The sequence below is a fragment of the Chryseobacterium sp. C2(2020) genome (assembly GCF_014218915.1).
GTDB lineage: Bacteria > Bacteroidota > Bacteroidia > Flavobacteriales > Weeksellaceae > Chryseobacterium > Chryseobacterium mucoviscidosis.
This window is the reverse complement of record NZ_JACLCT010000050.1, coordinates 1-25,808: the sequence shown is the minus strand read 5'-3', so window position 1 is coordinate 25,808 and position 25,808 is coordinate 1. Positions and strand designations below refer to the sequence as shown.

25 protein-coding genes are annotated in these 25,808 nt (G+C 34.9%); 14 read left to right on the top strand and 11 right to left on the bottom strand.

The annotated features are described in order from the left end of the window. Positions 1–535: 535 nt before the first annotated feature. Both H6W52_RS19320 and lpxB read right to left on the bottom strand, forming a co-directional pair. Complete coding sequence (locus tag H6W52_RS19320) at positions 536–2,311, bottom strand: ComEC/Rec2 family competence protein (RefSeq protein ID WP_228457608.1); 1,776 nt, start codon at positions 2,309–2,311, stop codon at positions 536–538. 142 nt (positions 2,312–2,453) lie between these two features. Beyond that, on the bottom strand, positions 2,454–3,557 hold the full coding sequence (gene lpxB / locus H6W52_RS19315) for a lipid-A-disaccharide synthase (RefSeq protein WP_116099795.1): 1,104 nt from the start codon (positions 3,555–3,557) through the stop codon (positions 2,454–2,456). Between the two features lie 78 nt (positions 3,558–3,635). On the opposite strand from lpxB, the gene H6W52_RS19310 reads away from it, so the two are divergent. Beyond that, entirely contained in the window at positions 3,636–4,145 is a 510-nt protein-coding gene (locus H6W52_RS19310; protein WP_116099777.1) for a DUF2480 family protein, read from the top strand. Between the two features lie 123 nt (positions 4,146–4,268). Continuing rightward, positions 4,269–4,922 carry a DUF937 domain-containing protein gene (locus H6W52_RS19305; RefSeq protein WP_116099778.1) on the top strand — a complete coding sequence of 218 codons (654 nt, stop codon included), beginning with the start codon at positions 4,269–4,271 and terminating at the stop codon, positions 4,920–4,922. Between the two features lie 56 nt (positions 4,923–4,978). On the opposite strand, the gene H6W52_RS19300 is transcribed toward H6W52_RS19305, so the two are convergent. Then, on the bottom strand, positions 4,979–5,098 hold the full coding sequence (locus H6W52_RS19300) for a 30S ribosomal protein THX (RefSeq protein ID WP_076390669.1): 120 nt from the start codon (positions 5,096–5,098) through the stop codon (positions 4,979–4,981). Positions 5,099–5,272: 174 nt separating this feature from the next. Next, a complete protein-coding gene (locus H6W52_RS19295) occupies positions 5,273–6,667 on the bottom strand; it encodes an MATE family efflux transporter (RefSeq protein WP_116099779.1) in 1,395 nt (464 codons plus the stop codon). A 193-nt stretch (positions 6,668–6,860) separates the two neighbouring features. On the opposite strand from H6W52_RS19295, the gene H6W52_RS19290 reads away from it, so the two are divergent. The 7 genes from H6W52_RS19290 to H6W52_RS19260 all read left to right on the top strand — a co-directional run bounded on the left by H6W52_RS19290 (position 6,861) and on the right by H6W52_RS19260 (position 13,481). Further along, a complete protein-coding gene (locus H6W52_RS19290; protein ID WP_116099780.1) occupies positions 6,861–7,403 on the top strand; it encodes a DUF2975 domain-containing protein in 543 nt (180 codons plus the stop codon). A 3-nt stretch (positions 7,404–7,406) separates the two neighbouring features. Further along, positions 7,407–7,613, top strand: a complete 207-nt coding sequence (locus tag H6W52_RS19285) for a helix-turn-helix domain-containing protein (RefSeq protein ID WP_039365153.1) — start codon at positions 7,407–7,409, stop codon at positions 7,611–7,613. Between the two features lie 133 nt (positions 7,614–7,746). Continuing rightward, positions 7,747–9,927, top strand: a complete 2,181-nt coding sequence (locus H6W52_RS19280; RefSeq protein ID WP_116099781.1) for a S41 family peptidase — start codon at positions 7,747–7,749, stop codon at positions 9,925–9,927. A gap of 58 nt (positions 9,928–9,985) precedes the next feature. After that, positions 9,986–10,417 (top strand): ankyrin repeat domain-containing protein, encoded by a 432-nt coding sequence (locus tag H6W52_RS19275; protein ID WP_116099782.1) that lies wholly within the window; start codon positions 9,986–9,988, stop codon positions 10,415–10,417. Positions 10,418–10,555: 138 nt separating this feature from the next. Continuing rightward, positions 10,556–12,322: an aspartate--tRNA ligase gene (aspS, locus tag H6W52_RS19270; RefSeq protein WP_116099783.1), complete on the top strand. Its 1,767-nt coding sequence runs from the start codon at positions 10,556–10,558 to the stop codon at positions 12,320–12,322. Between the two features lie 33 nt (positions 12,323–12,355). Next, entirely contained in the window at positions 12,356–12,886 is a 531-nt protein-coding gene (locus H6W52_RS19265; RefSeq protein ID WP_116099784.1) for a hypothetical protein, read from the top strand. Positions 12,887–12,935: 49 nt separating this feature from the next. Next, on the top strand, positions 12,936–13,481 hold the full coding sequence (locus H6W52_RS19260) for a hypothetical protein (RefSeq protein ID WP_116099785.1): 546 nt from the start codon (positions 12,936–12,938) through the stop codon (positions 13,479–13,481). Between the two features lie 298 nt (positions 13,482–13,779). Here H6W52_RS19260 and H6W52_RS19255 read toward each other — a convergent pair whose 3' ends face one another. Together H6W52_RS19255 and H6W52_RS19250 are read right to left on the bottom strand one after the other, a co-directional pair. Beyond that, entirely contained in the window at positions 13,780–14,106 is a 327-nt protein-coding gene (locus H6W52_RS19255) for a DUF4870 domain-containing protein (protein ID WP_116099796.1), read from the bottom strand. A gap of 169 nt (positions 14,107–14,275) precedes the next feature. Next, entirely contained in the window at positions 14,276–15,949 is a 1,674-nt protein-coding gene (locus H6W52_RS19250; protein ID WP_116099786.1) for a helix-turn-helix transcriptional regulator, read from the bottom strand. A 197-nt stretch (positions 15,950–16,146) separates the two neighbouring features. Between H6W52_RS19250 and H6W52_RS19245 the strand changes: the two genes are divergently transcribed. The 3 genes from H6W52_RS19245 (at position 16,147) to ligD (ending at position 19,492) form a co-directional block, all read left to right on the top strand. Continuing rightward, entirely contained in the window at positions 16,147–16,932 is a 786-nt protein-coding gene (locus tag H6W52_RS19245) for a Ku protein (RefSeq protein ID WP_076390658.1), read from the top strand. Then, complete coding sequence (locus H6W52_RS19240) at positions 16,932–17,534, top strand: DNA polymerase ligase N-terminal domain-containing protein (RefSeq protein WP_116099787.1); 603 nt, start codon at positions 16,932–16,934, stop codon at positions 17,532–17,534. Before H6W52_RS19245 ends, H6W52_RS19240 begins: the two co-directional genes overlap by 1 nt. Before the next feature lie 77 nt (positions 17,535–17,611). After that, positions 17,612–19,492, top strand: coding sequence for a DNA ligase D (ligD, locus tag H6W52_RS19235; protein WP_116099788.1), 1,881 nt, complete (start codon positions 17,612–17,614; stop codon positions 19,490–19,492). Between the two features lie 2 nt (positions 19,493–19,494). On the opposite strand, the gene H6W52_RS19230 is transcribed toward ligD, so the two are convergent. The 5 genes from H6W52_RS19230 to H6W52_RS19210 form a co-directional block, all read right to left on the bottom strand. Further along, positions 19,495–19,956, bottom strand: a complete 462-nt coding sequence (locus tag H6W52_RS19230) for a hypothetical protein (protein ID WP_116099789.1) — start codon at positions 19,954–19,956, stop codon at positions 19,495–19,497. An 8-nt stretch (positions 19,957–19,964) separates the two neighbouring features. After that, positions 19,965–20,696 (bottom strand): SDR family NAD(P)-dependent oxidoreductase, encoded by a 732-nt coding sequence (locus H6W52_RS19225; protein ID WP_116099790.1) that lies wholly within the window; start codon positions 20,694–20,696, stop codon positions 19,965–19,967. Positions 20,697–21,511: 815 nt separating this feature from the next. Then, entirely contained in the window at positions 21,512–21,880 is a 369-nt protein-coding gene (yajC, locus tag H6W52_RS19220) for a preprotein translocase subunit YajC (protein WP_116099791.1), read from the bottom strand. A gap of 4 nt (positions 21,881–21,884) precedes the next feature. Beyond that, entirely contained in the window at positions 21,885–22,400 is a 516-nt protein-coding gene (locus tag H6W52_RS19215) for a DUF1573 domain-containing protein (RefSeq protein WP_116099792.1), read from the bottom strand. Between the two features lie 11 nt (positions 22,401–22,411). Then, positions 22,412–23,317: a transcription antitermination protein NusB gene (locus H6W52_RS19210; RefSeq protein WP_116099793.1), complete on the bottom strand. Its 906-nt coding sequence runs from the start codon at positions 23,315–23,317 to the stop codon at positions 22,412–22,414. 91 nt (positions 23,318–23,408) lie between these two features. Between H6W52_RS19210 and H6W52_RS19205 the strand changes: the two genes are divergently transcribed. Together H6W52_RS19205 and H6W52_RS19200 are read left to right on the top strand one after the other, a co-directional pair. Then, entirely contained in the window at positions 23,409–25,070 is a 1,662-nt protein-coding gene (locus H6W52_RS19205; RefSeq protein ID WP_116099794.1) for an ABC transporter ATP-binding protein, read from the top strand. Between the two features lie 99 nt (positions 25,071–25,169). Further along, a complete protein-coding gene (locus H6W52_RS19200; RefSeq protein WP_002976288.1) occupies positions 25,170–25,505 on the top strand; it encodes a DUF3276 family protein in 336 nt (111 codons plus the stop codon). The last annotated feature ends 303 nt before the right edge of the window (positions 25,506–25,808 follow it).

Sequence of the window (25,808 nt, the reverse complement as noted above, 5' to 3'; positions counted from 1 at the left end):
AAAGAAGGAGCGTAAAACTATACGTTTTACACTCCTTTTTTATTGGTTAATAAAAATTTAGTTTTTCAGTGACCTCGCAATTGCGGTGGGTTTTGTGTTTTATAGTGTAGCAAAACTTACTTAGTCATTCCTTATAATCTCCATAACATTTTGATTTTCAATTTTATGCTTTCTAAATTCGTAAAATAATGTTGTAAAAAATTGCAGAAAATTGTATTTTTAGGGTATAAAAAGTGGCAAAATGTTAGGCAAAATAAGCGAAGATTTACAGCAGAATTTATTTAAGACCAGACTTCCTGATCTCGCGGATTTATAATCCGTGAGCAATAATAAGAACCCACCGCAAAACGGTGGGTTTTGTGTTATAATGCAGCAATATAAAACATGAGTCACCGTTAGGACTTAGATCAGCGGGGAAGAATGAAATAACCTCACATGGCTTTGCTGGTTTATTAATAGACATGAGGGAAAATATTTAAGTACTTGGATCATGGACAGATTGATCATAAATTGAAAAAAACAAAAAATACAATGATTAATTAAAGTTATAAATTTTGCCATTATAAACTACTTTTGTTACATCTTTCGGGAAGGTTTTAATCTGATAATTGCTGATGCGTCTTGAAGAACAGTAAGGATTGATAACAAACTGAATAATTTTGTTTTGATCTGAATTTTCTTCAGTCCAGAAACAGGCATTGTCTCCTTTTTTTACAAATAACACACGAGTTTTAGAAAAGTCATGAAACAGAATTTCGTCACGCTGATTTTCATAGAAATTACACCCTGTTCTTAAAACGTAAAAAATAAAAACTGTCATCAATACTATTGTCAGGTTTTTCAGTTTTGGTTTTAAAATGAAAAATCTCAGAAAATAAATGATCAGAAATAAAGCAAAAACCTCGATTAGATTCATCGGGATATTTTCATGGAACAACAGATCGAAATCTGCAAACCAATGAATGATTGTAAGTAAAATCTTAATAATAAAATCATACGCAACATTCATCAGATTAAAATCAAGATGAAAAACAATTAAAGTGGTCATTAAAAATGAAAAAACTATGATTGCTTCAGAAAAGGGAACAATTAAAAAGTTCGCAGCAATTGAAATAAATGAAAACTGATGAAAATAGTACAGAACCAGAGGAAGCGTTGCCAATTGGGCAGAAACGGAAATCGAAATTGTATTAAAGATCAGTTTTTTAAACCGGTTATCCTGTATCGGAAAATAGTTTAAAATCGGCTGATTCAGCCAGTAAATCCCCAAAACCGCACAAAAGCTCAACTGAAAACCGACATCAAAAAGCTGTTGAGTATCAAATATTAAAATAATAAAAGCAGACAGAGAAAGTGAATGCAGCAGATCAGATTTCCTTTGCAGCAAAATGTAAATAAAATAAATACTCAGCATTAAACCTGAACGTACGACAGAACTTCCAAATCCGATAAAAAAGGTAAAAAGCCATATAAAAATTAAACTGGAAATTATTGCGTATTTTCTGAATTTTAATGGTAAAATTTTAATTAGTAAAAGATAAAACAATCCGAAGATGACGACAATATGTGTTCCCGAAATCGCAAGAAAATGCACCAATCCGGAACGGTTAAAATCCTGAACCGTCTGCGCATCCATTTCCGTTCGGTCGGCAAGAATAATTCCTTTTAAAAATTCTTTCGACTTTGAAGACATTCCGGTTTCATCAATTCTTTGCAAAACTTCCAGTCTTTTCTGAGAAAACTTCTCCTTGAAGCTTAAATCTTTTCTTTCCGCTTCCGCAATTTCATCATTGATATAACACTGGTATTCAATATTTTTCCTTAAAAGATATTTCGAATAATCAAACTGAAAATCATATTGTGGCGGCTTCGGCTTTGAAATGTAAGCTTGAGCCTGATAATAATGTAAGAAATCAAGTTCCTTTTCGCTTTTCGGGATGTAAATAACAGCATTGAAAGTTTGCTTTCCGCCTTTTATCACGCCTTCGTACTTCCGATTTTTATCACTGGAATTCAGTTTTTTAGCTATTTTAAAAACAATTGTTTCATTTTTAGAAACCGAAACATTTTCGGAAGCAAAAGCATTGAAAAAATGCAGAATGATTCCGATCCCAAAAAACATAAAACCGAGAAAATAAGGCTTCGCTTTATGGAGGTAGTAATTTTCAAGAAAAGTGATGGCTAAAATGAAAGCACAAATAATGATAATTAAGTAAACAAAATTTTCATCCAGAGAAAAAAAGTCCTGAATAAAAATACCCAAAATAAACAAGATGGCAAGAATTAAAATCGGCTGTTGATTCAATTTCAAAATTTGTGCTTCTCAAAAATATTTAATTGAATAACAATCGGCAAATCAAAATTTTAAAATCTTAAATTTTGACTTAAATTCATGATATAAAAGAAAAATCGCAGAAAAATTTTCTACGATTTTTTATAGTTTATTTGATTTTTTAAACCTTTAAAATGACATCCGCCGCATTTTCACTGGCTCCTTTTCCGCCTAATTTTTCTCTCAACAAATCGTAATCTCTTAAAAGCTGTGTTCTTTTCTCGGTTTCTAAAATCTTTTTCAGTTCTTCCACCAGATTATTTGTGTTAAGATCATTCTGAATCAGTTCTTTAACGACTTCACGATCCATAATTAAATTCACCAGAGAAATATATTTGATGTTTTTAACGAGCCTTTTCGCAATTGCATAAGAAATTTTGCTTCCACGGTAGCAAACCACTTCCGGAACATTCAGTAAAGCAGTCTCCAAAGTTGCGGTTCCCGATGTTACCAAAGCTGCTTTCGAGCATCTCAGCAAATCATACGTTTTATTGGAAACAAAATGTACATTTTCGTCTACATAATTCTGATAAAATTCTTTCGGCAAACTCGGCGCTCCTGCGATAACAAACTGATATTCTTTAAAGTAAGGTCTTACGGAAAGCATCATTTCCAGCATTTTTTCCACTTCCTGTTTTCTGGAACCCGGCAAAAGCGCAATAATTTCTTTTTCGTTTAAGTCATTTTCCTTTTTAAATTCTTCAACATCAATATTTTGCAGCGTTGAAATCGCATCAAGCAACGGATGACCTACAAAATGCGAATGTACCCCATGTTTTTTGTAGAAATCTTCCTCAAACGGAAGGATCACCATCATTTCATCCACATATTTTTTAATGATCTCTACTCTACCCTCTTTCCATGCCCAAAGCTGCGGAGAAATATAGTAAACGACTTTAATGCCTAATTCTTTGGCAAATTTTGCAATCCTTAAATTGAATCCGGGATAATCTACCAAAATTAAAACATCCGGTCTGTTGTTTTTAATATCTTCTTTGCAGAATTTAATATTATTCAGAATGGTCCGCAGATTCATGGCTACTTCCAGAAATCCCATGAAAGCAAGATCGCGGTAATGTTTCACCAAAGTTCCGCCCTGTTGCGCCATTAAATCGCCACCCCAAAATCTGAATTCGGCAGTGGAATCTTTCTGCTTCAAAGCTTTCATTAAATTGCTTCCGTGCAAATCTCCGGAAGCCTCTCCTGCGATAATGTAATATTTCATTTCTATAATCAGAATAGAGAACAAGTAAGACGTTGTACGATCTTAATTTGTAAATTTGTTCAAAGATAATGATAAAAAATGTCAGAAGAATTTGAAATACGGAATAAAGTTGCGGAAAGCGGTTTAATCAATTTTGATCTTACGGATCTTGTTCCGAAGGGAGCCAGAAAGGGAATTGATCTTAAAGATTTTCTTTTCATGGAAATGGTCTTAAAGGAAAAAGATTTCCGCGAAAAAGTGGCAGCCATTGATGTTGAAGAATATCGTGATGCTTATGTGTACGTTTACAATTCTGCGGATGCGATTGTTCCGCTTTGGGCATATTTCCTGATTACGGCAAGACTTACCGGAGTAACTAAAAAAATAGTTTTCGGAAACCGTGAGGATCTGGAAGTTATTTTAATGCACAACGCCATTCAAAGCCATGATTTTGATGAAATGCGCGGAAAAAGAGTCTTGGTAAAAGGATGCTCAGACAAAGAGATTCCTGAAAACGCGTACATCGAACTGGTTGAACAGCTTCAGCCGATCGTGAAATCGCTGATGTTTGGTGAAGCATGTTCCAATGTTCCGATATTAAAAAATTAATTATTGATAATCAATAACTTATATGTAATTTCAAAAATAAATCTCAAATTTTGATTAAAAAAAATCTTTGGGGAATATTTTTTGATAACTTTGGTTGACTTAACAATAAAATAAACACAAACTATGAGTTTAATCGACCTACTTACAGGGAACACCGGCAACCAGGTTGCTGAACAGGCTGAAAACAAATTCGGGATCAGCAAAACGCAGGTAATTGCTTTACTGGCAGTTGCGGCACCGCTTATCATTTCTTACCTTAGAAACAAATCTCAGGACGCGAATGAAGCTGAAGCTTTGAATAACGCTTTGGATAAAGATCACGACGGAAGTATTCTGGACGACGTTTCTCAGGCAGATGCGAGACAGGCTGAAGGAGGTTCTATATTAAGCCATATTTTTGGTGGAGATAAATCGAATGTAGAAAATCAGCTTTCACAAAATACAGGAATTTCCATTGATAAAGTGGGACCTATTTTAGCGATGCTGGCTCCGGTAATTATGGGCTACATAGGAAAAGAAAAGCAACAGAACAATGTAGGAGCAGGAGGTTTAGGCGATCTTTTGGGAGGAATTCTTGGGAATGCATCCAATCAGGCTCAGCAACAGCAGTCTAGCCCTTTAAATGATATTTTAGGAAGCGTTTTGGGCGGAGGAAATTCTCAGTCCGGAAATCCTTTGAATGACATTCTGGGGAGCGTTCTTGGAGGAGGCAATCAGCAGAAGCAGCAAGGCGGAGGCGGATTGGGAGATATCCTTGGCGGATTTTTCGGAAAATAATTTAATTTTGTTACATAAAAAAGACCGGAGAAAAAATAATCTCCGGTCTTTTTATTTTAATTTTTAGTTTTTTCTTCTGAAGCAGCAACTGTTTTCGAAGCTTTTCTCGGTCTTCTTTTTCCATAGCTTCCATTGTTGATCTTACCTCTTCTAGATTTTTTGTCTCCTTTTCCCATAGAAATAAATTTTAGTTGATTGACTACGAAATTAAAAAATACCCTGTAAAAATCAAAGATTGGAGCTGTTAAAATTTTTATAATTCTGTAGCGGGAGGTTGAAAGACAGAGGCTGGAAGTTTATTACTGAAGCGTAAATCGAACTTTGTTAAAAAAACCTAGCATCCATACTTTTTACACTTTTACCGTTTTCCATTTTCCTTTTTTAAACAAAATAAATGCAACAATAGTAATTAAAGTTTCGGTTACGGGAATCGATATAAAGACACCTTTCGGTCCCATTCCGAAATATTTGGACAAAAAATACGCTAAAGGAATCTGGAACAGCCAGAATCCGCACAAATTCACCCAAGTCGGAGTCAATGTATCTCCAGCTCCGTTAAAAGCATTAATCATCACCATTCCTATTCCGTAGAAAATAAATCCTACCGCCATAATATGCAAAGCATTGGTAGCAATAGTTTTAATTTCAGGTTCGTTGGTGAAAAATCCGACTAAAAAATCTCCCATAAAAAAGAAAATAATACTTACGGTTACCATAAAGATCATATTATACTTTACAGTTTTCATAACGGACTGTTCTGCTCTCAACATTTCGTTGGCTCCCATATTTTGTCCGACTAACGTTGATGCGGCATTGCTTAATCCCCAAGCCGGAAGCAAAAAGAACATCATTAAACGCAGAGCCGTCTGATATCCTGCAGAAGCATTTTCACCGCCCGTTGTTGCGACCAGTTGAGCCAGAAAAATCCAACTGCAGGAAGCAATTACAAACTGAAAAATTCCGGGAGTTGCTATTTTTATCACGGATTTAATGATTTCAAAGTCGGGTTTAAAATATTTTGACTGAATTCTGATCTGCGTATCTGCAATCAGAAGATGATATAATTGATAGATCACTCCAATACTTCTTCCGATGGTGGTTGCCAAAGCTGCTCCCGTTAATCCCATTGCGGGAACCAGACCGAAACCTTTGATTAAAAGCGGACATAAAATTATATTCGCAATATTAGCGATCCAGAGAGATTTCATTGCAATCGCAGCATTTCCCGCTCCGCGAAAAATTCCATTGATTAAGAATAAAAGCATAATGATGACACTGCTTCCCATCATAATTCTTGTGAATTCTTTTCCGTACGCTGCTGCTTCGGGCTTTGAACCCATCAGAATTAAAATTTCCTCAGCGTAGATCACTCCAAGCAGACTCAATAGAAAAGTAATGACAAAAGAGACCAATACAACCTGCGCTGCACTTCTGGAAGCCTGTTCGGGATTTTTCTCCCCCACTCTTCTTGCTACCATCGCTGTTGCCGCCATACTCATCCCGATTGCGATGGAATACATCACGGAAAGTACAGATTCTGTTAATCCCACTGTCTGTATTGCAAATCCGCTTTCTTTAAGATGACCTACGAAATAGAGATCCACCAATGCAAATACAGATTCCATTGCCATTTCCAGCATCATAGGAATGGCGAGAAGAAGAACCGCACTTCTTATCGTTGCTTTGGTGTAATCTACTTCTTCACCGCTTAAAGCTTTCTTCAGAAAATTGAAATATTTTGACATGGATTCGGTTTTATATTCCGCAAAAATATAGATTCAAAAATGATTATAACTTGGCTTATGGAAAGTTTATGAAAAAGATTCTGAACAGATCAGTCGAAGCGCATTTACCAACTCAGAAAAATCAAAAATAAAAATTTCAATAATTATTTATCGTAAAACAATAAATAATTATATATTTGCAATAAAAAATACTATGAAAAATTATTCATCCACGATTTTGAGCATTCTCACTACTCTTTTATGGCTTTATTTAATCATCTCCTATATAACCATATTTCTTCTTGCTATTTTACTGATTACAAAAATAGTCGGTATTGATGTTGGTGTTTTAAGCAAAATAAAAATAGATAGTAAAAGATTACACATACAGGATATTCAGTCTTTAAAAAAAGAAGTTTCCATAGTGATCCTTTTTATGACAATCATATTAGGAATATTACAAACTATACTTTTTTCAAATGTTTTAAAACTGGCGAATAAAATTCAGATGAAGAGTCCGTTTTCATTAGAAATTTACAAGATTATTTCAAAAATTGCTAATTACACCTTAGCTTTAGGATGTTTTTCTGTTATAAGTGATACAATTACAGAAGCTTTGCTAAATAAAGTTACTTTTAATTTTAGCATTGACAATCAAAATTTTCAGCTATTTTTGGTATCCGCAATTATATACATCGTTTCTCAGGTTTATAAGCAAGCTGTTGATCTTAAAACTGAAAATGATTTAACAATTTAATTTATGCCAATAATCATCAACGTAGACGTCATGTTGGCGAAAAGAAAAATGCAGTCTCAGGAACTTGCCGAAAAAATTGGCATTACTCAGGCTAATCTTTCTATTCTTAAGACCGGAAAAGCCAAAGCGGTAAAGCTTTCAACACTGGAAGCGATCTGCAAAGCACTCGATTGCCAACCCGGAGACATCCTTGAATATGTAAAAGATTAATATTCTTTAAGATTTTAAAACTAAAAAATTCGTTAAAAATATTCCCAAACCTCACAAACTTCCTTAAAACCAATATTCACAAACAATAATATCAGATCTTACTTTTTAGATTTGACAAAAAAATTTAATCACTATGAAAAAATATTTCATCGTCCCATTTCTTCTATGGGGAATGACTTCTTTTGCCCAGCAAAAAATTGAAAATCTCGATTTTGAAACCACGGAAAACAATTCTCCTGCCTTATGGAAATTAATGGGAAACAATTCTGCAAAAGTATTTTCCGATTTTAATGAAAAACAGCAGGGAAAGGCATCTGCAGTGATAGAATCTGAAGGTACAGAAGGCTTCAGAGCAATCATGTACACACTTCCCAACAATTATGCAGGAAGAAAAATTACGCTTTCCGGATATCTCAAAACAGAAAATGTAACGGATGGATTTGCAGGATTATGGATGAGAATTGATCCTGAAGTTGCTTTTAACAATATGCAAAACGTTGGTCTGAAAGGCACAAACGACTGGAAAAAATATGAGGTTACCCTCAATATGTCTCCGGAAAACACACAACAGATCGTTATCGGAGCATTGCTCTCAGGAAAAGGAAAAATCTGGGTAGACGACTTAAAAGTTTCCATTGACGGAAAGGACATTGAAAATGCTAAAATTTTCGAAAAAAAATTAACGAAAGTTGAGCTTGATAAAGAATTTGATAAAGGCTCTACAATTTCCAATATCAACCTCGATCAGAATAATATTGAGAACCTTAAAAAACTGGGATTCATCTGGGGATATCTGAAATATTATCATCCAAATGTTGCCGAAGGAAATTACAACTGGGATTACGAACTTTTCAGAATTTATAAAAAAACTGAAAATGCTGCTGCTGAAGAGAGAGACCAGATTTTAACAGACTGGATCAAAGGTTTAGGCAAATTTCAGACAGCAAAAAATTCTGAGCCTAAAAATGTGAAGATCAAGCCGGATCTCGACTGGATCACCAATTCCGGCTTCTCGAAAGAACTTACAGAGCTGCTTTTACAACTAAAAGATGCTAAAAGGCCAAAAGTCAATTATTACGTCGATTTCTTTCCGAATGTAGACAATCCTGATTTCAGGCATGAAAATCCTTACAGAGAGATGAAGTATCCCGATGAAGGTTTTAGACTGCTTTCTCTTTACAGATACTGGAACATGATTCAGTATTATTTTCCTTACAAAAACCTCATCGAGGAAGACTGGAAAGGCGTGCTCAAAGAATTTATCCCAAAATTCATCAACGCAAAAGACGAAACGGAATACAATCTCGCTTCTCTGGAACTGATCGGAAGAATTCACGACACTCATGCCAACATTTGGGGAAACAGCAAATCGCTTGAAAAATATTTTGGCGAAAGGTATTCTCCGGTAAAATTAACTTTTGCAGAAAATAAACCTGTGGTTGAAGGCTTTTATGACGAAAATTTAGGAACACAGACCGGATTGAAAAAAGGAGATGTCATCACGGAAATTAATGGTGAAAATATGGACAACATCATTAAAAATATGCTGAAATATCTTCCTGCTTCCAATTATCCTACTCAACTTCGGGACATTTCGAGAAAATTGTTGCGAAGCAATGCAGAAACCATCAATCTTACCATTTTAAGAGACGGAAAAACGGAAGAAAAAACTATAAAAACTTATACTTATTCAGATATTAAAATAAAAAAAGAGCCAAAAGAGTTTTTTAAAATGCTCGATGGCAACATTGCTTATGTTTATATGGGAAGTGTAAATGCCGATCTTCTTCCTGAAGTTTTTGAAAAAATTAAAAACACGAAAGGTTTGGTTATCGATTTCAGAAGCTATCCTTCAGATTTTGTGGTTTTTAAAATGGGAAAACTGTTAAAACCGGAATCCTCGGATTTCGTAAAATTTACGAATACAAGCAACAGTCAGCCGGGACTTTTCACTTTTACACCAAGTTTAAAAACACAGGGAACCGGAAAAAAATCTTATGAGGGCAAAATTGCCATATTAATTAATGAAACCACTCAAAGCAGTGCGGAATATCACACCATGGCTTTCAGAACCGCACCGAATGCAAAAGTTTTCGGTTCTACAACGGCGGGAGCTGATGGAAATGTTTCTGATATAAAACTCCCGGGAAATATTTCCACCATGATCAGCGGAATCGGCATCTATTATCCCGACGGAAAAGAAACCCAGAGAATAGGAATTGTTCCCGATGTTGAAGTAAAACCTACAATAGACGGAATAAAAAACAATAAGGACGAAGTTTTGGAAAAAGCAACGAAATGGATTAATAATTAGCAACATTGATCGAAAAATTTTATTTAGCTTTGTATATTCTTTATATAAATCAAGTTTTATGAAAAAAATAATTACAGCAACTTTGCTATTCGGACTTTCTGTTTTTGCCAACGGATTATTTGCACAGGAGTTATCAGCAGAACAATTGAATACGTTCCGTACCGATAATCTGGAAAGTTTCCAGAAAGCTTTCAGTCAGGAAGATTTTTCAAAATGCTATACCGTAAATGGTACAAAAACAGATTTACTTTCTTTGAGCGTAAAAGAAAACAAAAAAAATGTCTTCAATTATCTGGTGAGTAAAACTGATGTTAATAAGTCTTGCAGCGATGTTACTCCTTTAATGAATGCAGCAGCTTCCGGAAATATGGATGCCGCAAAAATGCTGATGAAATTTGGGGCTAAAAAAGAGGCAAAAGACAGCAAAGGCAAAACGGCAAAAGACTACGCTGTTAAAAATAAACAGTCTGCAATGGCAATGGTTCTTTAATTTTTTTAGAGATAAATAATTTAAAACTTCCTTCGGGAAGTTTTTTTGTTTTTAAAACCTGCAAAAATCTTATCTTTGCCAACGGAAAATTCAAGGTTCGGATCAGAGCCTTATACATTGAACTTTAAACAAATAATTATGTTTCGATCGCACACAAACGGAGAATTATCTCTTAAAAATCTTAATGAAGAAGTTACACTTTCAGGATGGGTACAGACTATCCGTGATAAAGGATTTATGATTTGGATAGATCTTCGGGATCGTTACGGAATTACGCAGCTTGTTTTCGATCAGGATCGTTCTACGGCAGAACTGATGGAAAATGCAAAAAAACTGGGACGTGAATTTGTGATTCAGGTTACCGGAAAAGTTATCGAAAGAGTAAGCAAAAACCCCAATATTCCGACAGGAGAAATTGAAATTTTAGTGGAGAATTTAACAGTTCTTAATGAATCTCAGCTTCCGCCTTTCACCATTGAAGACGAAACGGACGGTGGCGAAGAATTGAGAATGAAATACCGTTATCTGGATATCAGAAGAAATCCTGTAAAAGATAAATTGATTTTCCGTCATAAAATGGCGCAGAAAGTAAGAAACTATCTTTCAGACAACGGATTTATTGAGGTTGAAACTCCGGTTTTAATTAAATCCACTCCGGAAGGAGCGAGAGATTTCGTGGTTCCGAGCAGAATGAATCCGGGACAGTTTTATGCTTTACCACAGTCTCCGCAGACTTTCAAACAGTTATTGATGGTTGGCGGAATGGATAAGTATTTCCAGATTGTAAAATGTTTCCGTGACGAGGATTTAAGAGCCGACAGACAGCCGGAATTTACACAAATCGACTGCGAAATGGCTTTCGTAGAGCAGGAAGATGTGATGAATGTTTTCGAAGGAATGACGAAAACTTTATTGAAAGATATCACCGGTCAGGAATTCGGAGATTTCCCAAGAATGACTTTCGCTGATGCGATGCAGAAATACGGAAACGACAAACCGGACATCCGTTTCGGAATGGAATTCGTGGAACTGAATGATTTAGTAAAAGGAAAAGACTTCAAAATATTTGATGAAGCAGAATTGGTTGTCGGAATCAATGTTGATTCAATACGTGCAGGTGGATTTGAATATTCGAGAAAGCAAATTGATGAATTGATTGAATGGGTAAAACGACCACAGATTGGAGCAACTGGAATGGTTTGGGTTAAACATCAATATGATGATAGTTTCACTTCATCTGTAAATAAGTTTTATAATGAGGTAGATTTAAGAAAAATTGGAAATAAATTTGGGTCTAACGTTGGAAATTTGATGTTTATAATGTCTGGACCAGCCAACAAGGTGAGAGCGCAACTTTCAGCTCTGAGAATGGAAATTGCAAACCGTCATGGCTTAAGAGATGGAAACGTATTCGCGCCACTTTGGGTAGTTGATTTCCCATTATTGGAATTTGATGAAGAAAGCGGACGTTATCATGCAATGCACCACCCTTTCACGTCTCCAAAACCGGAAGATATTCATTTGCTGGAAACAGATCCGGGAAAAGCCAGAGCAAACGCTTACGATATGGTGTTGAACGGAAACGAAATCGGCGGAGGTTCCATCAGAATTTTCGATAAAGATCTTCAGTCTAAAATGTTCGATCTTTTAGGATTCTCCAAAGAAGAAGCAGAAGCACAGTTTGGTTTCTTAATGAACGCCTTCAAATACGGAGCGCCGCCTCACGGTGGACTGGCTTTCGGGTTTGACCGTTTGGTAGCAATTCTGGACGGAAACGAAGTGATCAGAGATTATATTGCTTTCCCTAAAAATAACTCAGGACGTGATGTGATGATCGATGCGCCTTCTTCGATTGCTGATGAACAGCTAGACGAACTGGAACTTAAATTGAATTTAAAATCATAAATTAGAAGCGGGGAATTTTTCTCCGCTTTTTTTATGAAAACACTAATTTCTCTAATAGCCACTTTAGGATATATTTCTGCAATAGCCTGTGCAGTTTATTTCATAATCATATTTATAAAGAAAATACTTTATTACCCTCCGAACGTAAAAGAAAAAACTTACGAAGAAATAATGAAGCTCTCTTACATTTCAGGATTATTGCTTGTATTTAGCTCAACCTGCTTTTGGGTGGCTAAAGAAATCGTAGAATATGATTTTAAAAGAACGTTGAGAAAACACACTATTGTTTCAGCAGATATTGAAAACATATTTTTCAGTCAGGAGGATATGAGAGGTATTTTTGATCATTTCGAAAATGATGAAGGACGTTACAGGTGCGAAAGCTTTAGCGGAATTATTAATCTGGATAACAACGAATCGATTTCTGTTGAAATTATAAAGCATTGCTATGAAAAGAACAGATATATTATTGTTTCTAAACAATACAGCGTAGAAGCTACCATCGGAGACATCAACACGGATAAGTTTGATTATCTAAAAAGCGACAGCATAAATACTGAATAATTCATAAAAATCTATATTCACAGAAAAAATAAAAACCATTATCAGAAACATGAACGAAGAAATTTTCACTTACAACACACCTTCCTCCGAAAAAATTTTAAGACAGATTAATGAATATGAATTTAATAGACAGTGGAAAAATAATCTTAAAAAAAATAATAAAAATCTTTTTTGGGGAATATTATTTACCATACTCGGAGTTATTACCATAATTTTCGAAAACTACACTTTTGCAGGATTCTTTTTAGGCTTTTCAGTCGCTGTAATTTCAACATATTTCAATTATATGACCCAATATAAAAAGTATAAAAAGGCTTTTTATCAAAAATTAGATCGTGAAATCTCAAATCTTGAAGGAAACTCCAAAGATATCTTCTTGGAATTTAGCCCATATCACTTTAGTTTTAAAAATTATAAATCTGAATATAAATTTATCTGGAGTGAGATTACCTATTGTATTTTAGACGATCGATATCTTTACATTACAGCTAACTCGTCTATGAATTTTATTTTTGATAAAGCCAATGTTGATAAAGAAAATCTTGATAAAACACTATTATATCTCGAGATGAAAGCAAAGTTTAAAAAAATTTAAAAATACCACACCTCCCGTAAATTCATCATACAACACAACCCTTATACAATTTACCTACAAAAAAGCAATATAAAAAGGAACAATTTAAATCCTTCAACATTACTGCTGATCCATAAAAATAAAAAGGTCTGAATTTCTTCCGACCTCTATCCGTTTTTTCTCAACTCATTTATGAGGATGATTATTATGTTGATGTAATAGGTGTAATTTTATCAGCGATAAGAAAGCTTTTGCAAAAACTGAAAATCTTTTTATAGAGAATAAAAAGATTTGTCAGTCTTTGTGAAGAAATGAATTTTTAATTGATAAAAGAAAATTTATTTACAAACATATTACCGATAAGCGGTAGTGGAGTTTCTTTTTCATTTGCGGCGTTTATTATTCCCAAAATCATTAAAATAAAGAATAAATAGCCAATGTAACCTAAAAAGTGTAATGACGGAACATTAGCAGCAACGATCGTCAGCGCAATATTAAATAACGTGGAAACAATTGCCAATCCCAAACTCTGGCCGAGATGAAAATTAACCAACCTGTCTTTTTGCGATTTGTCTCTTAAAAAAAATGCGATAAGCCATCCGACAAGCGTGATATACGAAATAATTGCTAAAACTTTGTTGTTCATGTTTTGAGTTTTTAAATTTCTGAATAAAATTATTTTCAACCCGGCAAAGATATTATCGCCAAATCAGCAACAGCAATTTTGAGTGTCTATAAAGTGTCTATGAGGAAATTAAAAACGTCTACAAAGCGTCTACAATAAAATTAACACGCTTATTTTAAACCAATTACAACTAAGAAAGCTGCTGTATAAACTGATCCAGATCTTCGTCTTTCCCCAGATTAAGTTTCTGCTTTATTCTGTAACGCGCCATTCTTATACTTTTGGGCTCAACATTCATCTGGGATGCAATTTCTTTGGTCGAAAGCTTCATCAAAATAAAACCACAATATTTTAAATCCAGTTGGGTAAGATTCTGGTTGGCTTTATCCAATAATTTATTGAAAAATTCAGGATAAATGCTATTGAAATTAGATCTGAACTTTTCAAAATCATCATCTACCAAAATCCCTTCGTCTATCGCTTTAAAAATCTGATGATCTATGACAGAAGGCGCGGCAGATTTTTTTTCCATCAGTTTTTCTTTAAGATTATTCAAAATTTCATTTTTCTTTTCAAGATGAAGCACACTGCCGATCAATTCTTTACGAACCTGATTTCTCTCAATCTCTAATTGCTTATTTTTCTCCGAAATAAGATGCATTTTCAGCTTATTATTCTTCTGATACTGAAACCAGATGATCAGCATTAATATAATCACAACAATCATGATCAGGATGTAGATTCTCTGGTTGAAATTTTTAGAAGTCAGAGTTTCTATTTTCTCTTCCTTCTCTTTCATTTCATATTTTATAATGCTGTTTTGTATCGCTTTGTTTATATTTTCATCGTTTGCTTTCTTACTTGCAGCCTGAAAAAGCTGGTCGATCCTGTAGAATTCTTCCCAATCTTTTTGCGTCGCTGCGATTTTCTTCAGGTCTTCATAAAATAAAAGCTCTGTAACAGCATCCGGATAAGGCATTGTCTGCGCCTCCTTCAATCCACGATGGAAAAAAGCTTTGGCTTCTTCTATTCTCTTATCTTCCAGCAGAATATCTCCTTTTGCACCATAATAATTCCTGTATATGGACAGATAGTTATACTTTTTAGCAAGCTTTAATGCTTTATTAAGATAAACATCGCCTTCCGGATTTTTCTTATAAAAAAGCAAATTATATCCGTAATTAAAATATAATGATGCTAAAGCAAATTTCTGGGTGGTTTCATTTTCATTCTGTATCAGATCTGCCGTTTCCTTTAGATATTTTAAAAGCTGATCCGAATTGTATTTTGAAGCCCGGTTAGTATTAAAATCATTCTTCATATAATTGGCAAATCCGCATCTGGCATTAATAATTGCTCCCACATCTTTGCTTCGATCCGCCAGTTCAAGAGATTCGTTCAAAATTTTCACATCCTTATAATTGGAAATATAGAAAACAGAGACTCCTGCATCACTTGCCATTGCAAAATTTTCATTCAGCTTAAAAAGTCTGAAACTCTTTAAAAAATAATTAATTGACTGGTCATTAATCTCCAGGATCATGTACAGCTTTCCTGTTGCAAAATTGTAATAGGCTTCTGCCGGAGAACTCCCATTCTTACCGGAAAATTTTTCAGCTTCCGTAATATACTTTTTCGCAGATTCATAATCTTTCTTGGTAATGTAGGTTAATGCCAATAAAGAATTCATAAGCAGTTGGCTCTCATTAGATTTCGCAGATTTTTTTAATACAGATAAATCTTTTACTGCTTTGTTTAAATCTTCGTTTCTGTTGTTAAAAATATCAATTGCTTTTTCGTTCTGCGCTAAAAGCAACGTCTGAAATAAGAATAAAAAAAATACTGTGATTAGTTTAAATTTCATAGAATTTTACCGATATCTCTTGCTGTGATTAAATAAATGTTACGGTAAAGGTAATATTATACTTCCGGATTCTTACGGAGTATTTCTTACATAACCTGTTCCTAAAAAAACATAAATAACTCAATTGTAATTATTTAAAATATCACACGACAGTTACACGGCACAATCATTGTACTTTTTACCGAAAATAAAGTACAATGAAAGCAATCTGGAACGGCGCCATTGGCTTTGGATTAGTCAATATTCCTGTCAAAATCTACTCTGCTACCGAAACCACCAAACTGGATTTGGATATGCTTGATAAGTCTGATTTTTCGAATATCAGATTTAAAAGAGTGAACGAAAATACAGGTAAGGAAGTGAAATGGGAAAATATTGTAAAAGGATACCTCATGGACGACAAATACATTATTCTGGATGAAGAAGATTATGAAGCCGCAAGTCCTGAAAAATCCAAAATCCTTTCTATTGATCAGTTTGTAAAAGAAAGTGAAGTAGATTCTGTTTATTTTGAAAATCCGTACTATCTCGAACCTCAGAAAAATGGGGAAAATGCTTATCGCCTTTTGCTGAAAGCTCTGGCAAAAACAGAAATGGTTGGAGTAGGAACATTTGTTCTGCGCGAAAGTGAAGCCATAGGAATGATCCGCCCTTATAACAATGAAGTGTTGGTTTTAAACCGATTGAGATTCGCACAGGAAATCAGAGATTACGGAGATCTTAAAATTCCGGCGGCGAAAGCTCCGAAACCTGCTGAATTAAAAATGGCGGTGAACCTCATCGAACAGCTTTCGCAGGAATTTGATCCTGAAATGTACAAAGACACGTATTCTGAAGCTTTAATGAAGATCATTAAACAGAAAGCGAAAGGTAAGAATACCAAAACGAAAAAAGCGGAACCTGCAAAAGAAGGAAAAGTAATTGATCTGATGGCGCAGCTAAAAGCCAGTTTACAGAATACCAAATCCAAAAACGCATCATAATGACTCTAAAAGATTACAACGAAAAGCGGAAATTTGATGAAACCAGCGAACCAAAAGGAAAAACTAAAAAGAGCAAAGATCAGCTTATTTTTGTGATTCAGCGGCACGCTGCATCACGACTGCATTATGATTTCCGTCTTGAAATGGATGGCGTGCTGAAAAGCTGGGCAGTTCCGAAAGGTCCTTCATTAGACCCTAAAGACAAACGTCTTGCCATGATGGTGGAAGATCATCCCTACGATTACAAAGACTTTGAAGGAAATATTCCGGAAGGAAATTACGGAGCCGGACAAGTAGAAATCTGGGACAGCGGAACCTATGAACCTCTCGACAACCATTCCAAACTTTCCGACGAAAAAGAGCTGCTAAAAGAGCTTCACGCCGGATCTTTGAAATTTATCCTACATGGAAAAAAGCTGAAAGGCGAATTTGCTTTGGTAAAAATGAAAAACACGGAAGAAAATTCATGGCTCTTAATCAAACATAAAGATGACTTCGCCGAAAGTGATTATGATGCAGAGGAAAACACCGCAAAAAATTCTCAGGTCACAAAATTTTTAGAGGAAAAAAAAAGCCTCAAAAGCAGCAAAAAAAAGTCATAACCTCAGAAACAAAGCCTAAATTCAAACGGTACAATTCTTTAGTTGACGAAAAGAAAATTGAAAACTTTATCAAACCCATGCTGGCAAAACCTCACGATGAGGCTTTTGATGATGAAGACTGGATTTTTGAAATCAAATGGGACGGTTATCGTGCCATTGCCGATTTAAGTACCGATCAACCTCTCTTCTATTCCCGAAACGGAATTTCTTTCCTTTCAAAATTTGAAAAAATATCGCGGGATTTTGAAAATCAGATTCATCATATGATTCTTGATGGTGAAATTGTTGCCTACGATGAAAACGGAAAACCTAATTTCCAATGGCTTCAGCAGATTGGAGACAATCCTGATCTGGCTCTCACCTATCAGGTTTTTGATATTTTATGGCTGAATGGTCATTCCACGGAAGAACTGCCGTTGATTCAGCGGAAAGAACTTTTAAAAGAAGCTTTAGTGGAAACCGATGTCATCAGATATTGTGATCATGTTTCGGAAAAAGGGACTGCATTTTTCAGTCAGATGAAAAAGATGAAACTTGAAGGGATGATCGCTAAAAAAGCCAACAGCATTTATGTAGAAAATCACCGGAGTTCCGACTGGCTGAAAATCAAATTTACCAATACTGAAGAAGCCATTATTTGCGGTTTTACTGAACCTCGTGGTTCAAGAGAAGGTTTCGGAGCTTTGATTTTAGGAAAATATATTGCTGGAAAACTTAACTACAGCGGACATACAGGAACAGGATTTAACCGCGAATTAATCCATGAAATTCTTCAGAAACTAGAAAAAATTACTGTCGCAAAATCACCTTTCGAAATCAAACCTAAAACCAATATGCCTGTAACATGGACAAAACCTAAACTGGTGTGCGAAATAAAATATTCAGAAATTACGAAAGACGGAATTTTTCGTCACCCTGTTTTTGTGGCATTGAGAGAAGATAAAGAACCTGAAGAGGTTAGAAATTCTTCTGAAGATTATAAAACCATTTCCCAACCAAAAACAAAGACAATGGCAATTCCAAAAAAGATAAAATCGTCTGAAAACGAACAAGAAATTACCCTAAACCGACACAAAGTAAAACTAACCAATCAGGACAAAATCTATTTTCCTAAAGATGGCATTACAAAAGGTGATGTCATCGAATATTATCAGTCGGTTGCAGACTATATTTTACCCCATCTTAAAAACCGTCCGCTTTCGCTAAACCGCTTTCCGAACGGAATTGAAGAGCAGAATTTTTATCAGAAAGATGCCGGTGACAGTATTCCGGACTGGGTTAAAACAACGAAGGTTTACTCGGAATCGAATGACAAAGACATTGATTACATTTATTGTAACGACAAAGCAACTTTGGCTTATTTAAACAATTTAGGCTGCATTGATATGAATCCGTGGAATTCTTCACTTCCCGATCTTGATCATCCTGACTTCTTGGTTTTAGACCTCGATCCTTCGAAAAAGAATACGTTTGATGAGGTTATTGAAACAGCTTTGAAGGTGAATGAAGTTTTAGAATCTGTAAAAATCCACGGATACTGCAAAACTTCCGGAAGCACGGGAATTCACATTTATATTCCGATGGGCGGAAAATACGAATTTGATCAGGTGAAAGATTTTGCGCACCTTTTAATGAAACAAGTCAATGAAAAATTGCCGAAACTCACGACACTGGAAAGAAGCTTACAAAAACGTGACGAAAAGAAAATCTACCTTGATTATCTTCAAAACAGAACCGGACAAACTTTAGCAAGTGCTTACAGTTTGCGGCCAAAAGAAGGAGCATCTGTCTCGATGCCTCTGGAATGGAAAGAACTGAAAAAAGATTTACAACCTACAGATTTCAATATCCATAATGCGTTAGAAAGAATTAAAGAAAAGGGAGATTTGTTTAAACCTGTTCTGGGAAAGGGAATTGATATGATGAAGGCGTTGGAGTTGTTGGGAGATGCTGAATGAAATTAATGCTTTAAATTTTCAATCATTTTTAAGCAAAAATCGATGCTGTTTTCATCTCTTAAATGATTGATGAGTAGGTATAAATTGTTAACAATATCATCAACAGATAAAATTAAATCATCGTTAAAAAATTTTCTCTGCATTAAGTACATTTCCAAATTAATATAAATATATCTCAGATATTCAACATTATTAATTTTTGAAAAACACTCGCAGAAAACGTAGGATGAATCATATTTTCCTTTTAATATAAATTGTGTAAAATCTAAAAAATCTGCAATAAAATATAATTGATGATCTTCCCATTTAAAAACTTCTTCTATAAAATCATCATGCTGTTTTGCTGTAAAATGATCTAAAATATTTTTAAGATACGGAAAATGATCATATTCAAAATTTTCCGAACTGTCATAAGAGCTTATATTGTCAATATAAGTTTTAATTTCTAAAAACTGATCATTCATAGTATGAGTTAAGGAAGTTTCGCCACCAGACTTTCAGGCAGCATTTTCAAAATCAGATAAATGATTTTCCATTTGAAATTCGGAACAATGGTGAAAGAATTTCCTGCGTTTACGATATTTTTTGCCACATAATCAGGCTCCATCATTAAAGATTCATTCAACTGTAAGCCTTCATTGATTTTTGTACGGATGTAGCCAATCACCAAAGCATTGACTTTTATATTTCTTGAAGCCAATTCCTGTCTTAAGCCAGCTAAATACGTAGTAAAAGCAGCTTTTGTACTGCCATAAACAAAATTGCTTTTTCTCCCTCGAACTCCCGAAAGCGAAGATAAACCGATAATTCTTTCCAGATTTTTATTGTTCTTATCCGTTGCAATAATATTCAGAATAGAAACGGCTCCCATATAATTGACCAGCATCATTTGCTGAGCTCCTTTGAAGTCTATCAAAGCAGTTTCATTATCCACTAAAAAACCTGCGGCATACACCACAATATGAGGTTTTGCAGGAAGTTCAGCATAAAATTTCTGATGAGAATCAAAATCGACAGCATCGAAAGATAAAACCTTCACCTTAGAATTCAGATTATGTTCTGAAACAAATTGTTCTAAGGAATTTGTATTTCGGGAAGCCGCAATAACGGAAAATCCTTTTTCTATGTATTGTTTCGCAGTCTGTTTTGCAACATCGGAATTCGCGCCTAAAATGAGAACGGTTTTGTTTGTGTTTTGATTCATGGGGCAAAGATAGTTTAAACCACAAATAACACAAAGATTTTCACTAATGGCACAAAGATTTACCGCCATTTTTGTTATTTCGACGAAGGAGAAATCTATTTTTAAACCGTTAAGATTGAGTTGAGAAGTTAAGATTATTAAGGTAGGAGCTTCGCTTTTGATTTCCCGGAGATCTTTTAAACACTAATTGCACAAATGGTTTTCACGAATAAATACAATTGCTAAATGCTATCTTGTCATTTCGACGAAGGAGAAATCTATTTTTAAACCGTTAAGATTGAGTTGAGAAGTTAAGATTATTAAGGTAGGAGCTTTGCTTTTAATTTTCAGATTTTTTTTTAAACACGAATTGTACGAATGTTTTTTCACGAATACCTACAAATATGTTTAACGTATTTTGTCATTTCGACGGAGGAGAAATCTATTTTTTAAACCGTTAAGATTTAGTTGAGAAGTTAAGATTATTAAGATAGGAGCTTCGCTTTTGATTTTTCGGAGATTTTTTAGACACTAATTGCACAAATGGTTTTCACGAATAAATACAATTGCTAAATGCTATCTTGTCATTTCGACGAAGGAGAAATCTTTTTTAAACCGTTAAGATTGAGTTGAGGAGTTAAATTATTAAGATGAATTCTTCTCTCCGCTTCGCTGCGGTCAGAATGACCATCCTACGTTAAAAATAATTGCAGCTTAGATTCCTACGAATGATAAATTTTCCGGATATTAAAATTGAAAAATATTCATATAAAAAAGTTTCGGCGGGGTGAGCTTTGCTCACCCCGCCGAAACGAAATATTTTAAAAACTGAAAAATTATTTTTTCTCAGTTTCGATTTCTTTTTTGTCTTCCGCTTTATCAGAAGTCTTGGATTTATCTCCGAAACGCGCTTCCGTAAACTCTCTTGAAACCGCAGCTTTTTCGAATTTCAGCTTTCCTGATAATGTTTCGATAACAAAACCATCGTCATGAACCTGAGCAATTCTTCCGTGAAGTCCGGAAGTAAGAACCACTCTTGTTCCCACTTTCAGAGTTTCCTGAAAGTTTTTCTCCTGCTTCTGCTTTCTCATCTGAGGTCTGATCATCAGGAAGTAGAAACCTACCACCATCACCCCCATCATGATCATCATCATTCCTCCGCCACCTTGTGGCTGTGCCTGTAAAAATATGGATAATAAATTCATGATCTTATGGTTGAATATTAGCAGTGAAATTGATTCGGATCGGAGCTTTTTCTACGTTTGCAAAAACATCAGCAAATTTGTTAACATTTCCGTCGAAGTTTGTAGAATCGAAGTGCAAAGTAATCTTTCCTTTTTTACCCGGCATAATCGGGTCTTTTGTAAAATCAGGAGCTGTACATCCGCATCCGGGCTTTACTTCAGAGATTATCAATGGATTTGTTCCGGTATTGGTAATTTCGTAAATGTGCTCTACTTTATCGCCTTTTTTAATTTTTCCGAAATCAAAATTGTTTTCAGAAAGTGCAACCGTAGTGAGTGGCTGATTGGAAGCCGGAGCCGCAGTTGTTTCTCCCGAAACCGGAGCTACAGCAGCAGAGTCTCCCGTTGTTGCAAGCATTGAAGCTGCAGTAGAATCTGTTGCAGCAGTTTCAGTTCCTGTAACTTCTTTATTTTCTTTTTTGCAGGAAACGAATCCAAAGCCTATGACAGACAAAGCAATGATGGATAATGTCTTTTTCATATGAAGATAATTTATATTCTGTTTAAATCTTTACAATATTTATCTAAAATTCCGTTAATGAAAATATTGGAGCGGTCTGTTGCGAAAACTTTTGCGATCTCAATATATTCATTAATGATGACTCTTGAAGGGGTGAAAGGAAAATTGTCCAGTTCCGTCATTGCCGTCGATAAAATGACTTTATCCATGAGAGAAACTCTTTCAAGATCCCAGTTTTCCAGTCTTTCTTCCAGTTTCTTTTCATTGTTTTCCCAACTGTCCAACGTGTTTCTAAGAAGTTTCATCGCGAAAGTTTTATCGTCTTCGTCTTTAATCATTTTAATTAAAGTACGGCTTTCTTCATCTTCTTTCAGGAAACCGATGGTTTTCTGCACCATTGAGTTCGCGATGTGGATATCATCATACCATGAAAGTTCTTTATCACCAAGATAATCATGAAAATCATCATTTTCAGCAATATATCTTAAGAATAATTTCCCGATAAACTTCTGATCTTCTTCAAAAGAATATCCTTCTTCTTTCATAAAATCCTGATAACGCTTTCCGGCAGACATTCTCTGGAAAGTTTTTACCAAAAGATCATCATGCAGGTCCCATTTCAATTGCTTGTGCTGTCCTGTGAAAAATAATCTCTCAGGATTTTCTTCCAATTTAATTAAAACTTGATTGTTGATGAATTTTTGGTTAGGATTAATCTCAGCATCGGTTTTGATGTATTTGTTTTTACCGATCTCAATCTGATTTTCTGCCAGTTCTTTCAGCGCAACCAAGAAATTTAACTGATAGATGTAGAGATAATAGATTTTCTCTATTCCGGCAAACATATTTTTCTCTAATACATCAAACTTTACAGGATTCTGGTAATAAGAATACACAGTCTGTACTACTTTTTCACGGATTTGTCGTCTTCCTAACATTCAAAGAGCTTTTTTATGGGTGCAAAGATACGAAATTTAAAATTTATGAAATTCGTAGTCTGAGGTGATTTTTGTAATTTTGTGAAACTTTATGAAAGCGCTAAAAACATTAAACCCCTATTTCTGGAAGCACAAAATATTGTTGTTCTGGGGAGTATTATTCATCATTGCAAGTAATTTTTTCAATATATATAAGGTTCAGTTTGTAGGAAAATCTGTGGACGAGCTTACAAAAAACGGGAATTTAGGTTTCAACAGACAGGTGTTAATATATGTTGCCATTATTGTCGGCTGTTCTTTACTCACCGGATTTTTCACCTTCATGATGCGGCAGACTATTATTGTGGCTTCAAGAAGAATAGAATATGAACTTAAAAATAAAATTTACAGACATTATCAGAATTTATCTTTAACGGATTACAAACAAACCACGATCGGAGATTTAATGAACCGTTTGAGTGAAGATGTGGTTGCAGTAAGGATGTATCTTGGTCCGGGCGTGATGTATGTTGCCAATCTGATCGTTCTTGTGGTGATTACCGCAATTTATATGCTTACCACGGATGTTTCTATGACGCTCTGGACTTTGCTTCCCCTTCCTATTTTATCCTTTGCGATTTATAAAGTAAGCTCAATAATCAATCAGAAATCGAAGATCATGCAGAAAAGCCAGTCGGCGATTTCTACTTTTGTACAGGACAGTTTTTCGGGAATCCGCGTTGTGAAATTTTTTGCAAGGGAAAATTATATCAAAAAAAATTATGGAACGAAGGTAACCGACTATCAGAACAAAGCACTGGATCTGGCAAAAACGGAAGCCTATTTCTTTACGATTATTTTATTCGTTATCGGTTTGCTAAATGTTGCCATTATCTGGATTGGCGGACAGAAATACATTGCCGGAGAATTAAGCATCGGTAAAATTGCCGACTTTTTCATGTATATCAATACGCTTATTTTTCCTTTCTCAATGGTTGGCTGGGTTACCTCCGTGAATCAGAGAGCAGAAGCTTCCATGCAGAGAATTAACGAATTCATGGATAAAAAATCTGAAATCGTTAATAAAAACTTCGACAAATATGAAATTAAAGGCGACATTGAGTTCCGAAATGTTTCTTATGTCTATCCAAATACGGGAATCAGAGCTCTGGATAATCTAAGTTTTACTCTGAAAGCCGGAGAATCTTTGGCGATCATGGGAAAGACAGGAAGCGGAAAATCTACGATTGCATTGCTTCTCTGCCGTTTGATTGATCCTACTGAAGGTGAAATTTTAATTGACGGTAAAAATTTAAAAGAACATAATTTAGAAAACTACAGAAATTTCATCGGATATATTCCTCAGGAAAGTTATCTGTTCTCAGATTCTATTGAAAACAACATCGGATTTGCCATCGACAGACCTTCTCATGAAAAAGTGGTGGAATATGCCAAAATTGCTGATGTTGATAAAAATATCGTTGAGTTCAAGGAACAGTACAAAACTATGGTTGGAGAGCGTGGTGTAATGCTTTCCGGAGGTCAGAAACAGCGAATCTGTATTGCCAGAGCGCTGATTAAAGATCCTAACATCATTATTTTTGATGATTCCCTGTCTGCTTTGGATACTGAAACAGAACAGAACATTCTTGAAAATATAGACCGAAAAATCCGTAATGCAACTTCTATAATCATCACACACAGAGAGTCTAGCGCACAGAGAGCCGACAAAATCCTCAACTTAACCGAAATTAACAATTCCGTAACCGCATAGCAAAATCGTTCACAAATGTTAAATAAATCATAAAAAAAATTTTGTGATTAAAAGAAAACTTTTATATTTGTTCTTAACAAGATTAAAAAATATCTAACAATGAGTGAATACAAGGAACGCCATGAAAATGAAATTTTCACGAAGGTGTTAAAAGCAGGGAGAAGAACTTATTTCTTTGATGTGCGCGAGACGAAAGCAGGAGATTATTATCTTACGATTACAGAAAGTAAGAAGAATTTCGGAGAGAATGGAGAAGCTACATTCGAGAAGCATAAAATTTACCTTTACAAGGAAGATTTTAAGAGTTTTCAGGAGATGTTTAATGAGTCCACAGATTTCATCATTAACGAGAAGGGTGAGGATGTAATATCAGAAAAACACGACAAAGACTTCAAAAGCAGATCTTACACCATCGATTCTGACGACGAAGTTTAAAAAAGAATAATTCTAAAAACACAAGCATCTGAAAAAGGGTGCTTTTTTTGTGCCTGTATTTTATCTGCGCAGAATATATTTTTCTTTTTTTTGAGGAAAATAAATTATCAAAAATCTAAAATCCGCCACACAAATAGTTGTGATAGATTCTATTACAGGTACGGATTGTAAATCTGCGCTATCGGTTACCTGCAGTCACCCCAACAACGATTGTTTATCTTCATCAATTTTAAAATAACGTGAATTCGGAGAAAAACATGAGGTGCTTAATGTCTAAAATTAATATTTTAGAATTGAACAAAT